General features: G+C 43.4%; 14 protein-coding genes. 3 read left to right on the top strand and 11 right to left on the bottom strand.

What is annotated here, in order from left to right; all coding sequences use genetic code 11:
• Positions 1 to 13: 13 nt before the first annotated feature.
• Genes AC4MRV_RS09935 through AC4MRV_RS09910 form a run of 6 tightly spaced genes read right to left on the bottom strand, consistent with a single transcriptional unit; the run spans position 14 to position 7113 of the window.
• A complete protein-coding gene (locus AC4MRV_RS09935) occupies positions 14 to 2329 on the bottom strand; it encodes an ATP-binding protein (protein WP_491187192.1) in 2316 nt (771 codons plus the stop codon).
• Positions 2330 to 2338: 9 nt separating this feature from the next.
• Positions 2339 to 3142 (bottom strand): phosphate/phosphite/phosphonate ABC transporter substrate-binding protein, encoded by an 804-nt coding sequence (locus tag AC4MRV_RS09930; protein WP_491187191.1) that lies wholly within the window; start codon positions 3140 to 3142, stop codon positions 2339 to 2341.
• Positions 3143 to 3151: 9 nt separating this feature from the next.
• Positions 3152 to 3850 (bottom strand): P-loop NTPase family protein, encoded by a 699-nt coding sequence (locus AC4MRV_RS09925; protein ID WP_491187190.1) that lies wholly within the window; start codon positions 3848 to 3850, stop codon positions 3152 to 3154.
• A complete protein-coding gene (locus AC4MRV_RS09920; protein WP_491187189.1) occupies positions 3847 to 5946 on the bottom strand; it encodes an SLBB domain-containing protein in 2100 nt (699 codons plus the stop codon). The genes AC4MRV_RS09925 and AC4MRV_RS09920 overlap by 4 nt, the downstream gene beginning before the upstream one ends.
• Entirely contained in the window at positions 5933 to 6769 is an 837-nt protein-coding gene (locus AC4MRV_RS09915; protein ID WP_491187188.1) for an OmpA family protein, read from the bottom strand. The genes AC4MRV_RS09920 and AC4MRV_RS09915 overlap by 14 nt, the downstream gene beginning before the upstream one ends.
• 23 nt (positions 6770 to 6792) lie before the next feature.
• Positions 6793 to 7113 carry an STAS domain-containing protein gene (locus AC4MRV_RS09910; protein WP_491187187.1) on the bottom strand — a complete coding sequence of 107 codons (321 nt, stop codon included), beginning with the start codon at positions 7111 to 7113 and terminating at the stop codon, positions 6793 to 6795.
• Positions 7114 to 7425: 312 nt separating this feature from the next.
• Between AC4MRV_RS09910 and AC4MRV_RS09905 the strand changes: the two genes are divergently transcribed.
• Positions 7426 to 8277, top strand: coding sequence for a DNA ligase (locus AC4MRV_RS09905; RefSeq protein WP_491187186.1), 852 nt, complete (start codon positions 7426 to 7428; stop codon positions 8275 to 8277).
• 6 nt (positions 8278 to 8283) lie between these two features.
• Here the strand turns inward: AC4MRV_RS09905 and AC4MRV_RS09900 are convergent, their stop codons facing one another.
• Together AC4MRV_RS09900 and AC4MRV_RS09895 are read right to left on the bottom strand one after the other, a co-directional pair.
• Complete coding sequence (locus AC4MRV_RS09900; protein WP_491187185.1) at positions 8284 to 9282, bottom strand: DUF3080 family protein; 999 nt, start codon at positions 9280 to 9282, stop codon at positions 8284 to 8286.
• Between the two features lie 86 nt (positions 9283 to 9368).
• Positions 9369 to 10739, bottom strand: a complete 1371-nt coding sequence (locus tag AC4MRV_RS09895; protein WP_491187184.1) for an MATE family efflux transporter — start codon at positions 10737 to 10739, stop codon at positions 9369 to 9371.
• Positions 10740 to 10890: 151 nt separating this feature from the next.
• Here AC4MRV_RS09895 and AC4MRV_RS09890 point away from each other — a divergent pair, with 151 nt between their 5' ends.
• Complete coding sequence (locus AC4MRV_RS09890; protein WP_491187183.1) at positions 10891 to 11505, top strand: riboflavin synthase subunit alpha; 615 nt, start codon at positions 10891 to 10893, stop codon at positions 11503 to 11505.
• 76 nt (positions 11506 to 11581) lie between these two features.
• Here the strand turns inward: AC4MRV_RS09890 and AC4MRV_RS09885 are convergent, their stop codons facing one another.
• Both AC4MRV_RS09885 and AC4MRV_RS09880 read right to left on the bottom strand, forming a co-directional pair.
• Complete coding sequence (locus tag AC4MRV_RS09885; RefSeq protein WP_491187182.1) at positions 11582 to 11785, bottom strand: CPXCG motif-containing cysteine-rich protein; 204 nt, start codon at positions 11783 to 11785, stop codon at positions 11582 to 11584.
• 238 nt (positions 11786 to 12023) lie between these two features.
• On the bottom strand, positions 12024 to 12890 hold the full coding sequence (locus tag AC4MRV_RS09880) for a fructosamine kinase family protein (RefSeq protein WP_491187181.1): 867 nt from the start codon (positions 12888 to 12890) through the stop codon (positions 12024 to 12026).
• A 362-nt stretch (positions 12891 to 13252) separates the two neighbouring features.
• Here AC4MRV_RS09880 and AC4MRV_RS09875 point away from each other — a divergent pair, with 362 nt between their 5' ends.
• Complete coding sequence (locus AC4MRV_RS09875) at positions 13253 to 13597, top strand: DUF3802 family protein (RefSeq protein ID WP_491187180.1); 345 nt, start codon at positions 13253 to 13255, stop codon at positions 13595 to 13597.
• Here the strand turns inward: AC4MRV_RS09875 and AC4MRV_RS09870 are convergent.
• Positions 13594 to 14112, bottom strand: a complete 519-nt coding sequence (locus AC4MRV_RS09870) for a C40 family peptidase (protein WP_491187179.1) — start codon at positions 14110 to 14112, stop codon at positions 13594 to 13596. The two genes, AC4MRV_RS09875 and AC4MRV_RS09870, sit on opposite strands and share 4 nt — an antisense overlap.
• Positions 14113 to 14140: the final 28 nt, after the last annotated feature.

Genomic DNA, 14140 nt, shown 5'->3' with positions numbered 1-14140 from the left:
TATCCTTATCACGTTATCCAGTAGATTCTGTGAATCCTTTTAGTTTTCGTTGTTCAAGGGCAAATAAGGACTTTTCTGCGGTCTCTTGCAGTTGTTCTTTCAGCTGAAATGCACTTTGGTTTTGGCCATCTCGACATAGATGTTCTATTTTTCTCGCCAAATTTGAGAGACTCCTATTACCTAATGCAAGTGATGAACTGCCAAGGGTGTGAGCTTCAAACTCTAGGGTCTCGGTATCTCTACTATCCATTGCGGTATAAATTTTATCTAAGCGATGCGTAGACTCTTCGACATAGTGTTCTATGAGCAAAGGAATGACATCTGCACTCGTGTCTTGAACCATCTGCTGCAATACCGTTTCGTCAACAAGTTCCAAATCTATATCATCCTTTGTGGCTTTAACTGTGATTGCACAAATCTCAGTCGTTTGATTTACGTCAGATTGCATATTAACTATAGACGTACTTTCAGTGACTTGCTCACTAGTTTGAGGTGATTGAGAAATAAATTGGTTAATTTTTTCAACTAGTTGGGATAGGCGTACGGGCTTAGAGATGTAGTCGTTCATACCACTAGCAAGGAACTTCTCCTTATCTCCTGCAAGTGAGTGGGCGGTAAGGGCAATAACTGGAGTCGTTGCACTTCGGGAATCGTCAAGTTTTCGAATCGCTCTACACGCTTGCATGCCATCCATTTCAGGCATGGAAATGTCCATGAAGATTAAGTCGTAGTTATATTGCTTAACGAGGTTTACTGCTGCGATGCCGTTCTCTGCGATATCAATTGAGATATCTAATCGCTTAAACATCTCTTTAATTACCAGTTGATTCGCCTTGTTATCCTCTGCTACTAAGATCGCGAGATCGTTTCTAACTAGAGTTTGAGTAGAGCAATTTTCGTTTCCTGAAGAATCTGAACTAGTGGCAGGCTCTAATCTAATGTTGAAAGTGAAGGTACTACCAACTTCAGGCTCACTGATCACGGTGACATCGCCATCCATCAATGTAACTAGACGCTTACAGATTGCCAAACCTAGCCCTGAGCCTTCTTTACTGCGTGAATAAGTTTGATCAACCATAGTAAATTCATCGAACAGGTAATCAATCGCACTCTTGTTGATTCCGATACCTGTATCTGAGACCTCACAGCGGATATTTGCTCTGCTATCCTCGCCAACTTCACAATCGACTTTAATGCGGATGCTGCCTTCATGGGTAAACTTGATGGCGTTACCGATCAAATTAAGCAGTATCTGTTTAACTCGATTTTCGTCACCTAACACTAGCGTTGGCACAGTCGGTTCAATGTAGCAATGAAGGATCAAACCTTGAGCACTTGCACTTGGGTGGAAGGTGTCTACGACGCTAGCAATACAGCGGTGTAAATCAAATGGTTTGTTTTCCAATATAAGGGTATTGGATTCCATACGCGTGAAATCAAGAATATCGTTAATAACAGAGAGTAAAAAATGTCCGGATTCAGTGGCGGTAGAAACGAGCTTTTTCTGTTCATTGGTGAGTTTGGTTTCTTCTAAGATGTTAAGAATGCCAAGCACACCATTCATTGGTGTGCGAATCTCATGAGACATGGAGGCTAAGAAGCGGCTTTTTGAATTACATGCTTGTTCTGCGTCTTTTCGAGCAGTATTCAAGTCACTGTAATCTTGCTCTAGTTTAGCTGACATATTGTCAAATGCGCGAGCCACTTCCCCGAGTTCATCTGATCGCGAATCGTTGATTTGGAAACCTGGACCACTTTTACCAAGTTGATGAGCTGCTGTGGTCAGGCGAGATAAACCTCTTGTTAGGTAAGTGCCTAATATAAAGGAAAATAATGCTACGAGAATAACCTCAATTGATGCAATGCCGATAATGGCTTTCTGTGCGTCACTTAGCATCGAGCTAATAGGGCTGGTTTCAAAGCCGATGTCGACAACAGCGTAGTTTGATTGGCCTAAGGTGATAGGGACTCGAACATCATAGATGCCATCAGATACGCCATCCAGCGAGTTGTCCTCAATCATTTGACGGGCAAGAAGATCTTTGTCGCCAGCGCATGCCATTTCTTCGCCGTTTCGCAATACTCGTACGTAGGCAATATCTTCGATCTGAATGAATTCGTCGACTAAATCATTCAGTGTTGCAAGATCTGTGGACAGTACCGAGTCTTTTGCCGCATGGCTAAACATCGTAGCCGCGCCATTTGCCCGCTGAATAAGCTGCTTCTCGTTTGAGTCAGACATGAAGCTCATTGCACTGAAGGTGAGGATCATCAGCACACTAATCTCAATAAGTGCGATACCTAATATGGTTTTAAATCTTAACGACATAACGTTCACCTATTGCGATAACAGTTGAATTTGTAGACGACGAACATCATCCCAATCTTGGTCTTTGGCATTAACAAAGCCTTTAATGTTCAGATTGGTGAGTAGCTGTTGTGTCTGTGGCGACTCATTCAAAGCGAACAAAGCTTGGCTAACGGCAGCTACGATTTCTCTTGGAACCCTAGGGTGGGCGGCGATTGCATGCGGGGTGTAACCTTCGGTTTGCCAAATTGGAGTAAGCAACTCTTTTGTTTCTTCTGGTAATGAGTTGAATGTTCGCAAAATGCCTCCACCTGCAGGGTAGAAACCTTTTGCAACTGAAAGGTAGACGGAGTCGTGTGAAGAAACATAGGAGGGAGTGAAGCTTACCCCAGATTGATGAAGGTAGTCTCGAGTCAAAATCGAAGCCGCAAAGGCTGCGGGTGATGGGAATGCTAGCGTTTGGTCTTGAAGTTGTTCCACAGAGTTGATGCCACTGTCTTTTCTGACAACGATAATGCCTTTAATCAACTTATCTTTGGCTTTTGCCATTGCTCTATAGCCTGGAGTTTGGCTAAAGACACTGTAATGATAGGGGTTCATATACGAGAAGTCGTATTCCCCCTCACGTAGACGTTGTTCGAACGTCGGGATATCCGACGCGGTACTAAACACGATAGTGTGCCCGGTTTGTTCACTGATTTGCTCAAGAATGGGATCCCATAGTGATGCAAGTCGGCTAGCAGATTGCTGGGGAACAATGCCAAAGGTGAAGACTTGTGCATGGAGTGAAGCACTCAATAGACCTGAAATAATTAGTGTAATCCAAGCTTTCATGGTGACCTCCTAAGCAGAGTGGGCCAATAAATCATTGGCTAGGATTTTTTCGCAAAGACGCTCTCGCCACTTTTTAGGCAAGAAGGTTAATCTATTGAGCTCTCGAGCCATTTCCTGACCTAAGGTAGCTTGATGCTTTAAATTGAGGACAGAGCCCAGTACGTTAATAGATGGAGAGCTGAGTAATTCTGTAGCTTTCGTCAGTTGACCTGATGTGGTTCGCCCACCCATGACAACCATAATGGTATGGTCGCACGCACTTGCTACGACTTGAGCTGGAATGTTGCTGCGATTCATCTGTAGAAGCGGGGAGGTGTCGCAGATCACGCGATCGAAGTCGGATAGCCAAGCTTTAACATTACCCGAGAGCTGAGTGGGATCTCTATGATTAAGCAGCTCGGATTGCTGGTTTGGTACAGGTAGACCGGTGAAGAGCTGGTGAGATTCCTTATGCTCTAGAAGAACCCCGCATTGGTTAGCGGTCGAACTGAGAGAGAGCCCAGCAGACTCAAAGGCAGGATGGAAAGTGTTGAGGTCAACAACCAAGGTTTTCAACCCTGCCAGCAAGTAACGTTCTGCTAATGCAGTTGTTACCGAAGTTACGCCGTCACCTGACTGGCACGCGGTTATACATAACGATCGGCTTTGGCTCATTTCCGCAGCGAGATAAATTTGTTCTATTTCACTATGCGTCGCAGGAATCATCATAATGCTCCTATTAAAACAATAGTGGTTGTCAATCTGAGGATATCTTCTAACCCAACACGTGCTTTCTCTAGAAAACTTTCACCTTTGTCAGGCACGTAGATGGTGTCGCCTGAACGCAGTACAGGGAGTTGATAGATGTTGGCGGTTTTACTGAACTCAATCAGGTCAAACGTACGGGCTTGGCCCTGGCAACATGACATGTTTACGATTGAGATCTTTTCAAGATAAGCTCTCTCTGCTGGACCACCAGCTTCAGCGAGTAGATCCAAAATGGTCATGTTGTCATCAAAAACATAGCGACCAGGCTTGTTTACTGCGCCGAGGACTCGAACCGTAGATTCTTTAGAGCGATCCAGCCAGATTTTGTCTTTTTCGGGGATATAAATGGTATCCCCCATAGTAACGTTTGGCAGTAAGCTTTCATCACCTGTTTCAAAGTAAAGTGACAAATTCAATCGACTGACTTTGGCGTAAGTTTTGTCACGATGCGTAATGCGAATATTATGGATATCGGCGTCTTTGGTTGGACCGTCTGCTGCCGATAAAATATCAAGGAAATGCATATCTTCGGTAAAGCGATAGCGCCCTGGAGCATTGACCTGACCAAAGACATAAATTGAAGCATCTGAGCTTTGGCGTACCCATTGCGATTTATTGTCTGATGGGTCCTGAGGAAGGTCATGAACTCTTACGATTGAGCCTGCGCTTATGTGGGGCAAGTCGGAACTGCGAGCGCCGTTTAAGATAAACTCGTCGAGGTTAAATACCTCCATACGACCAGCCTGTGTTACAACTTCAATTTTTGAAGTATCTGCTCGCAACGTTGGGCCGCCCACATGGGATAATAAGTCGATCAAATTCATTTCATCTGACCACTCGATTCTGCCTGGGCGCACCACTTCACCCATGACGCTGACGGCTCTGTTTGGCGAAATCTTCAACCAGGACTTTTCGTTCATGTCTGTTTTTTCTGGGACAAAAATTGCGTCACCGGCCTCGATCTTCGGTGGCTTATGGCCAGTTAAACCTTCGGTAAATGCGGTCAGGTCGAACTTAACCACTTTCCCGTTAGCCTTGAGTAAGCGGATCTGTCGAGACTCTGCGAACCGCGTTGGGCCACCAGCATTAGCAAGAATGTCCATAAACGAAGCGTTACTTTTCCCCTCGTATGCTCCAGGGTGAGCGACTTCACCCATGATATAGATGACATTGGCACCAGCTTTGATTTCCTCTTCTTGTTTTGGCACAAAGATAGTGGCACCCGGTTTTAAAACAGGCAGTAATGAGACATCACCGCTATCGAGGTATGTTTTCAAGTTAAACAGTTGAGGGCTGTTACTCGTAATTACTCGGATTTGCTCTACCGATGCGTAGCGGGTCACTCCGCCAGCTCTCATTAGGATGTCGACTAGATCCGTATTGCTCTTATAGCTAAATGATCCTGGAGCATTTACCTCGCCAAACACTTTGATTGCAGTTCTGCCATCCGCGCTGTCACCAGCATCAGCGAGCTTACTGGAATCAAACTCTTGTTCGATGTTGCCCACTAAAGGAGAAGTAGGGACGAAGATAGTATCGAGAGATTGCAATTGTGGTAGTTCACTTTCATTACCCGTATCCAAGAAGGATTTGTAATTGAACTTGATCTTATCTTTTCCACGCTTGATCAAAAGGTTGTTAAGCTGCGCGCCTGGGCGAATGCCACCTGCGGCATGAAGAGCCATTTGCACGTCGGCGCTTTTGCTTAGGGTATACTCACCAGGTGAGTTGACATAACCTTGAACGGAGATGAGGATTTGTTGCTCTGAAATAAATATCTTAGCGGATGATAAGTCACGATAAACTTTATCTAGTGCTTCCAAAACAGATTGTTCTAATTGCTGCTCTGTATATCCAGCAACGTACAAAGTACCGACTTCAGGTAGCGTGATTCGGCCTCGCTTGTCGACCTGAAAGCCTTTGTTTAGCGAAGCTTCTCCAGGCAAGTTGACTTGTACAAGATCGCCAACTTGAACTCGAACCGTTTCACTAGCAAAAGTAAGGTTCAATGTGCCGAGCAGAAATAACGCGCTTATGATTAGCTTAGTCCATCGCATGATAACCTCCTTGTAGCGTCATTGCTTTCTCTTGCGTATCGACAACTTCAATGCTGACACGGCGGTTTGTGAGTCTTACACCTTCAGAGTCACCTTCATAAAGAGGTAGAGTATCGCCAACAGATTGAGTGGCGATTCGGCTTGGAGCTAAACCGAATATGGATAAGTAACGTTTAACTTGTTGAGCTCGATCCATAGCCAACTTCTCGTTGTAAGCTACGTCGCCAACGGAGTCTGCGTGGCCGGTGACGTTTAAATTTAGGCTAGGGTGTTCGGCCAAGATATTTGCCGCTTTAGCAAGATGACCCATGTATTTAGGGTTGATTTCAGAAGAGTTAAATGCGAACTGATTATCAACATTAAGCAAGTTAAACAGTTGATCGATCATGGCCAAACGCTGGTGGAATTCACCTTCATTGACTGGCGGTACACATTTAGTTTGAGAGGTAACGTAATCAAGTTGTAGCTCGAGCTCATTGAGACGTTTACGCTGAATAACGATGTCATTTGCCGCATCAAGCAGTAAGCCGCCTTCTAGTTCTCGAGCGATTCTATTCTGCTTCTCTAGGGCTTGAACCACAGCTGCTGGGAAACACCAACGTGCACCTTCTCGGATTAACGAATCCAAATGCAATTTTGCCAGTTGCCAATCAAACCGCAGCCCATGCTCAGGGCCGAGCGGTTCGTCAGGCATCACGGGAGTGAATTTGGATTGAATATAGTTTTCTGCAAGCCCTCCCTGACCGTGCTCTGGATAACTGGTACAACCTAAAACGCTTATTATGGTCGCAGTTAGGGCTATGTATTTGATTAGAGTCACCATGCCAACTTCCTTGATTTATAATTTTAATGAGTATGGGAATTAACCGGAATTGCTTGGTCAATACGTAGTAAGTTCATGATTTCAAGCGGTTGTCCTGAAACGTTTTCGATACGCATAGTGCGATGGCGCTCGATAAGGCGTTTGTACAAATACACGATAGCGCCAACGCCTGATGAATCGAGAAATTGCACTTGGCTAAAATCAATCTCAATTTCCCTTTCGGATTGGTCTGCAATGATTTCATCGATGTGGGGTTGAGCACTTCGGCTACCAGCGGCGTCCAAATTACCATTGATGACTAGGGTAAGAATTGTTTCACTTGCTTCGATTTTACGTAATTCCATGATGCACTCTCCTTGACTAGTTGTTGATACAGGAGCAGATAGCATGCCAATAATTTAATGTCTAAATATCAATAAGATAACTTGATTTGGTTGTAATTTTTCAAAATGAGAAACGCTGTTTTCTCATTTTGACATTCGATAAGAGGACGTACTAAGCAGATGTTAAGTGGGTCTATTGTATGCGTCGATTGTAATTGATAGTCATGACAATAAGGTCCTATCTAGATATTGCTCGTATTCGTGCGGTTAATGCGTTGAGTGCGGGCTTACGTAATCGCAAAATGGAGATGTTTCATTTAATAGGTGTTTAGAATGCAGTATCGACTCTCTATTTTGGCCGTTTCCATTGTGATTGCACTTTCAGTCCAAGCGCAAACAGCCGAACAGGTGCGTCCTTCTATATCTGTGCCACTTGCACACAGCTACCATGAAAAAATCGTTGTAGAAGAGTATTGGAAAAGCGAGAAGTTAGATGGTATTCGGGCAATTTGGACAGGAAGCAAACTCGTTACTCGCAAGGGAAATGAAATACATGCCCCCGACTGGTTTTTAGAGCCATTACCTTCGTATCCTCTGGAAGGGGAACTCTGGGCCGGAAGAGGAAACTTCCATTTAGTCCAACAAACTGTGCTGGATAAAACACCCAACTCTAAAGCATGGCGTCAAATTGACTTTATGTTGTTTGATATGCCCAACTCTGCCGGAGATTATCAAAAGCGCTATTACAATGTTGTTTACTTCACTCGGGCAAGTCAGCGAGACCACATCAAATATATTGAACATACTCCGATAAAAGATGAGAAGGAATTGTTTGGTTACTTAGACGGTATTGAAAATATCAATGGGGAAGGGGTGATGCTACGTAAGATCACCAGTCGTTATCAGGCAGGACGAAGTAACGATTTACTGAAGCTTAAAAAATACCAAGACGCTGAAGCTACAGTCATAGGCTATAAGGTTGGGAAAGGAAAGTACCATGGCATGATGGGCGCGATTCTGGTTAGAGTGGAGTCTGGGATTCAATTCTATATTGGGAGTGGGTTTACCGACTTTCAACGTCGAGAACCACCAGAACTAGGTTCTGTGATCACCTTTCGTTATAACGGTTATACGCAAAACGGTGTCCCTAAGTTTGCTCGATTTGTTCGGGAGAGGGTCGAATAGCGCGGGTCAGTTGCGCGTCGGTGACGCGTTACAGCGCTTGAACAGCTTTTGCCAATAACCGACGTGATTGGCAATGGACTTTCGAAACCTTTCGTGTAGTTCAAGAATAGGGTGACTATATTCAAGGTGGCTGCTTTGAGTAAATTCCAGATATGGTTCTACCTGAAGGAATAGCCCGTCGATATTCGCCAAGTACGGCTGAAGTTGGTCAATATAGTAAACACTAAATACATTTCTAAGAGTTCGGAAGCGAGTTAGATCGCGTTGTGGACCGCATATCACTTTAGAATCAAACTTCATTAGTTGGTGTGTCACCTGATCCAATTTGATACTGGCATTAAGCATCGAATAGCTAAGTGCGCCAATGGTCGACTGTTTCTCAAGAGTTTCTTGAAAAGGGGTGAGAGCGGTATGTTGAGTCGTTGGGTTGAGTTGGCGAGAGAATGCGAAGTTAGTGTTTAGATTATCAAGCGCCTGCTTAATAGGTGAATGAACAACTTTCAGTTCTGTATCGATCCATTCATAACCACTGAATTGTGCACGCATTGCATCACTAGTAAATACAAGGTTGCTAAAGTGCAGATGAAGCTGCGCTTGCTTAACTTCGAGTAGTCCACGCAATCGGGATTTTAACTCGGTAGAGATAGCGTCGTTAACGATGCATTTTTTTAAGCCAATGACTAATTCCGTTTGATAATCATAATTACGAAACGGGTCTTGAACTTTTCCTAAAATCGAGTTCTTCTCGGCAATCAAATGAAATAAGTCACATTTGCGCAGCTCATAGCTGTCAAGCAGTCCGATTGATACAGATGGAATGTTCGTTATCAGTTTACGCTGATCTGGCAGCACAATGTTTTCGTTGGCTGACAGTTTTGCCGCTGACTCTTCCTGTGTGTAGGCGATGCGTTGCAAATAAGTCGAAAACCCAGCGTCTACCGGATTTGAACTCCAATCACATCCCGCTATCCATAACACGGGTAACATCAGATAATATCGTTGCATAAAAGGATATCTTTTAGAAGAATTCTAAATGATGATACGTGACTATCTAGAAAAAAGGCCAGCGTAATGCTGACCTCAAAGGTAGATTATTTCGCGGCAAGTTCGAGCTGAATGTCGTCTGATTGCTTGTGCATCCAATGGAGACGCAACCCGAGCATAATTGCCGCTGACGACAGACCGATAATAAAGCCATACCAGAAGCCGTGAGCACCCATCGGCTCAACTATCCAATCAGTCATGCCTAGCACATACCCAATAGGCAAACCAAGAATCCAATACGCAATAAAGGTACGATTAAATATCGCAGCCATATCTTTGTAGCCGCGCAATGCACCAGCCGCTACCACTTGTACAGCGTCAGCGACTTGATAAACCGCAGCGAGTAACAGCAGTTGTAACGCAATTTCGATAACGGCGCGGTTGTCGGTATATAGTAGTGCCACTTGTTCGCGAAATAGCACCGTGAGAAGTGCAGTGAATAGGGCTAGGGTAACCGCGACGATGAGACCAACTCGCGAAGCAATGGTTGCACCTTCTACGTTACTTTCACCTAAGCGATGGCCAACACGAATACTTGTGGCTGCACCGATACTCATTGGCAACATAAACACCAGCGATGAGAAGTTAATCGCGACTTGGTGAGCGGCAACAACTAATGGACCAAGAGGTGCGACTAATAGTGCGACGACAGCGAACAATGTGACTTCAAAAAACATCGCAGCGGCTACTGGAAAGCCAAGCTTGAACAATCGAATTAAAGGTTTCAGCTGCGGACGGTGAAACTCGCCGAATATGTTAATGTGTGCAACACGATTTGAGGTCACTACATACAGAAGGAGCATGAAAAACATGATCCAGTAAACGATTGCTGTTGCGACGCCACAACCAACACCGCCAAGAGCTGGAGCTCCAAACTTACCGTACACAAAAATCCAGTTGAGTGGGATGTTAAGCATTAAACCAATGAACCCAATAAACATGGCAGGTTTAGTGAGCGACATACCATCGGTAAAGCTTCTTAAGGTTTGAAACAACAAGAAAGCGGGTACGGCAAAAATTACCGCGTCCATATATCCGTTGGTTTTTTCCGCCATAAGAGGCTCTACATCCATGAGGCCAAGAATGGATTGAGTTTGGAAAAGTACACCGATGATAGGAATAGAAATCAGCAAAGCCATTGCAATGCCTTGTTGAATTTCAAAAGGGATTTTTACTTGTCGTCCTGAGCCGTTCAATTGCGCGACAACAGGAACCAATGCCATTAACAATCCTACCCCAAAAAGTATTGATGGAAGCCAGATACTCGCTGCTATAGAAACCGCGGCCATATCGGTTGCGCTAACGCCACCGGCCATAACGGTGTCAACAAACCCCATGCCTGTTTGTGCCACTGAGGCGATTAATACTGGGGTAGCCAATTTGATTAAAGTGTTGGCTTCAGATTTATAACGATGCACGTGCGTGATACTCCAAAATGGAAAGCTCTCTCTTAGCGAATGTTTTCGGCTTTAATGAAAGAAAGAGAAGAGATAATTTAAGCTTGCGCTATTGTGTCGAATGATAAAGAAATGTCACACTAACCTCCAACAAAAACTCACGGATCTGACTATGTTTACTGGAATTGTACAAGGAATGGCAGAAGTCGTTGCCATCGAAAAGAAACAAGACTTCCAAACTCACAAAGTTAAATTGATTGGCGAAATGAATCGAGGTTTAACTATTGGTGCTTCCGTTGCTCACAATGGTTGTTGTTTGACCGTAACCGAAATCGACGGAGAGTGCGTTTCATTTGATTTAATGCAAGCGACTCTTAAATTGACTAACTTAGGGCTGCTGGAAGTCGGTCACTCAGTCAACATCGAACGAGCTGCAAAATTTGGTGACGAAATTGGTGGTCATAGTATGTCAGGCCACATTTCGTTAGTTGGAGAAATTGTCGAAGTCATCGATTCACCGAACAACAGAACAATTTGGTTTGAGTTACCTAATGACATGATGAAGTATGTCCTCGCTAAAGGCTACATAGGGCTGGATGGTTGCTCGCTAACAATAGGAGAAGTACTGGATAACCGTTTTTCAGTGCACCTAATACCAGAAACCCTAGAGCGAACTTTGTTTGGTAAGCGTTGTGTTGGCGATAAGATTAATGTCGAGTTTGATCCTCAAACCCAAGCGATTGTCGATACCGTAGAACGAGTATTAGCTGCTAAGCAATTGGGATAATGTAGGCTAGACTCCGGTTGGTATGATGCCAACCGGAATACAATCTCGCTAATATCCATATCAGCGGTCTTAGGCTTTAGAATATCTGTTCATCATCGGCGTCAATGAAAAGTTCAATGGAGTCCATTTGCTCGTTCACCATCATATTGAGATGGATTGCGTGACAGCAAGCTGGACAGTCATCATAAAAATTTTGATTGCCGTTTGAAGCGTCTAATGTGATTGAGATGGAATGTCCGCAATGGGGGCAAGATACAACTTTCTCTGTGTAGTTTCGCATAACTCTCTTCCTTACTTCTTGATGAGATAACTGACTATTCAGGGTGTAACGTCCTTGTAGACAATTTAATCTTAAGACGAGAAGTTAGTATTAGTTGTGAATTAAGTACAAACTTTGAGTTAGCTAATAAATTTCTAACCGACGGTCTACCTGTATCTACACTTCTAATCATATTGATTGACAAAGCTGCCCATTAATACTTGTAACTATTTGTTAAGTAACAGGTTTGACCGAACAATTAGTAAGAAAGAATCTGCTTTATTAGTTTTTGCGACTGCTCTAAGTAGTGACCACCAAACTGATTGTAATGATTCAGTAAATGATAGAGGTTATAAATATCTTTTCGCTCAGCATATTTATAGTCGAGGGGTAAGATGCTCTCATAGCCTTGGTAGAATTCTGGCTGAAATCCTTCGAACAACTCACTCATCGCAATATCACATTCGTGATCACCCCAGTAGCAAGCGGGGTCGTAGCATATCGGACCAAATACGGAGTTGGCCACGTTTCCGTGCCAAAGGTCGCCATGAAGAAGAGATGGGGTAGGTTGGTGTGATGCAAGGCGGTCATGAATGACGCCAATGAACTCATTAATATCGACTAGGTTAACGCCCTTTTCTCTAACTAATTGTAGTTGCCAACCAATTCGTTGCTCAGAGAAAAAACGCGCCCATTTTCTGTCCCATTTGTTCGGCTGTAAAGTAGAGCCGATATAATTGTCCTGATCGAAGCCGTACTCTTTCTGCTCTCCCCATTGGTGCAGTTTGGCAAGCTGCTGGCCAAATAAATAACTGTTCTTACTATCATCTAATTGTTTAGTCGGTAGATAGTTTAAGACGATAAAAGAGTTGTGTTTTGATTTACCAGTTAGAATAACTTCTGGTACAAAAACGGTACTGCTTTCACGCATTATGCGAATATTCTCAGCCTCTATTTCAAACTTTGTTAGGAACTCACGAGAATTAACTTTTACAAAGTAGCGCTGCTCTCCGTCAGATATCATGTAACATTCACTAATATCTCCCCCATGAACACGGTTCTTTTCTTCTATGTTAAATGAAAACATAAGAGTTTCAGAAAGCTGCTGAGAAATGGCTTGCCACATACATGTTCTCCGACGGATGAGTTATACAGTTATTGTAGAAGATGCTTAATTAGGAAACTGGTGAGGAGTGCAAAAAATTCAATCATTTAGCACTTTTTCACACACTAATGAATAAAGTGTGACCTGAATCGCTATTATATGTGACGAGTTTGATGATTAAACACATTAAATTTAATGGAACGAAATTTTGACGGCGGTTCAATATATTGGCGAAATCAGCAAACAGTTAGCGCTAGTGCACACAATTATTTTCTTGTTGCGGTTTTTATCGGCAACCGATCCTAGATGAGTTGTGTAAACTCAACGATATGGCGTAGTATTAATAGGTACTGTGTTGTCACAATGATATATGGAGATGTGCTGTGGTTGTTGAAACCGATGGTTACTTGGCTTTAATCGAGCACTTAGCTTTTAACTTAGATGTATTTGCGTCTGATGATGGGGATACAGGTAGTGAAAGTGTCGAAGATGTTGTTACTGATATGGTAGCGAGTAACATTATGGCAATTTTCGAACAAAACCCAGAACTACATTCAAGCGTTCGCTTCCAACTTCTAAAAGAGGCCGACTCAGTGGTTGAAGACCTCGGTGAAGTGTTGGCTGGGGCTTGGTCTAAGCCCGCGACAAATGGTCAGATTGAGTTTTTAGATGAGTACATTGCATTAGTGAAAAACTTGTTTGATTCTGCAGTAGCAAAATACGACTAACGACTTTCAATTGTTTCGGGTGAGCTTATCACTCGCCTGAAATGCCAGAATTTTGATGCCCAATACGGATTGTCTAATCGAGAGATGATCACTCCCTTTGATGTTGATGCATGCATAAACTGCTTGTTTCCAACGTAGATCCCCACATGCCTGACATTTGGCGATGTTTTGAAAAACGCCAAATCTCCAATTTGCGCTTGGCTATAATCGAGCTTACTTCCTACTTTGACTTGCTGTTTCGTTGTACGCGGTAACGAAAAATTCATAGCATCATTAAACGCCACTTGAACAAACGCTGAGCAGTCGATGCCATTGAATGAAGTGCCTCCCAATCGATAAGGTACCCCTTGCCAAACTTTATAAACGTCGAGAAAAGATGCTTTTAATTCAGCGTGATATGGCGTTGTTTGTTCATTGCTAACAAGTTCATTGGTGCCTCCTGATGGGGAAGGGCTTGAACATCCACTAATTGATAAAATTAACAGAATTGTTAAGTAACTCGAATTTATTTTCATGCAATATTAATGACTTATTTGTGAAATA

The organism is Vibrio sp. (assembly GCF_984391705.1).
This window is presented reverse-complemented; position numbering and strand designations above follow the sequence as displayed.

Coding starts and splice junctions, on each gene's coding strand:
- AC4MRV_RS09935 (WP_491187192.1), bottom strand. CDS start 2,329: ATGTCGTTAAGATTTAAAACCATATTAGGTATCGCACTTATTGAGATT.
- AC4MRV_RS09930 (WP_491187191.1), bottom strand. CDS start 3,142: ATGAAAGCTTGGATTACACTAATTATTTCAGGTCTATTGAGTGCTTCA.
- AC4MRV_RS09925 (WP_491187190.1), bottom strand. CDS start 3,850: ATGATGATTCCTGCGACGCATAGTGAAATAGAACAAATTTATCTCGCT.
- AC4MRV_RS09920 (WP_491187189.1), bottom strand. CDS start 5,946: ATGCGATGGACTAAGCTAATCATAAGCGCGTTATTTCTGCTCGGCACA.
- AC4MRV_RS09915 (WP_491187188.1), bottom strand. CDS start 6,769: ATGGTGACTCTAATCAAATACATAGCCCTAACTGCGACCATAATAAGC.
- AC4MRV_RS09910 (WP_491187187.1), bottom strand. CDS start 7,113: ATGGAATTACGTAAAATCGAAGCAAGTGAAACAATTCTTACCCTAGTC.
- AC4MRV_RS09905 (WP_491187186.1), top strand. CDS start 7,426: ATGCAGTATCGACTCTCTATTTTGGCCGTTTCCATTGTGATTGCACTT.
- AC4MRV_RS09900 (WP_491187185.1), bottom strand. CDS start 9,282: ATGCAACGATATTATCTGATGTTACCCGTGTTATGGATAGCGGGATGT.
- AC4MRV_RS09890 (WP_491187183.1), top strand. CDS start 10,891: ATGTTTACTGGAATTGTACAAGGAATGGCAGAAGTCGTTGCCATCGAA.
- AC4MRV_RS09885 (WP_491187182.1), bottom strand. CDS start 11,785: ATGCGAAACTACACAGAGAAAGTTGTATCTTGCCCCCATTGCGGACAT.
- AC4MRV_RS09880 (WP_491187181.1), bottom strand. CDS start 12,890: ATGTGGCAAGCCATTTCTCAGCAGCTTTCTGAAACTCTTATGTTTTCA.
- AC4MRV_RS09870 (WP_491187179.1), bottom strand. CDS start 14,112: ATGAAAATAAATTCGAGTTACTTAACAATTCTGTTAATTTTATCAATT.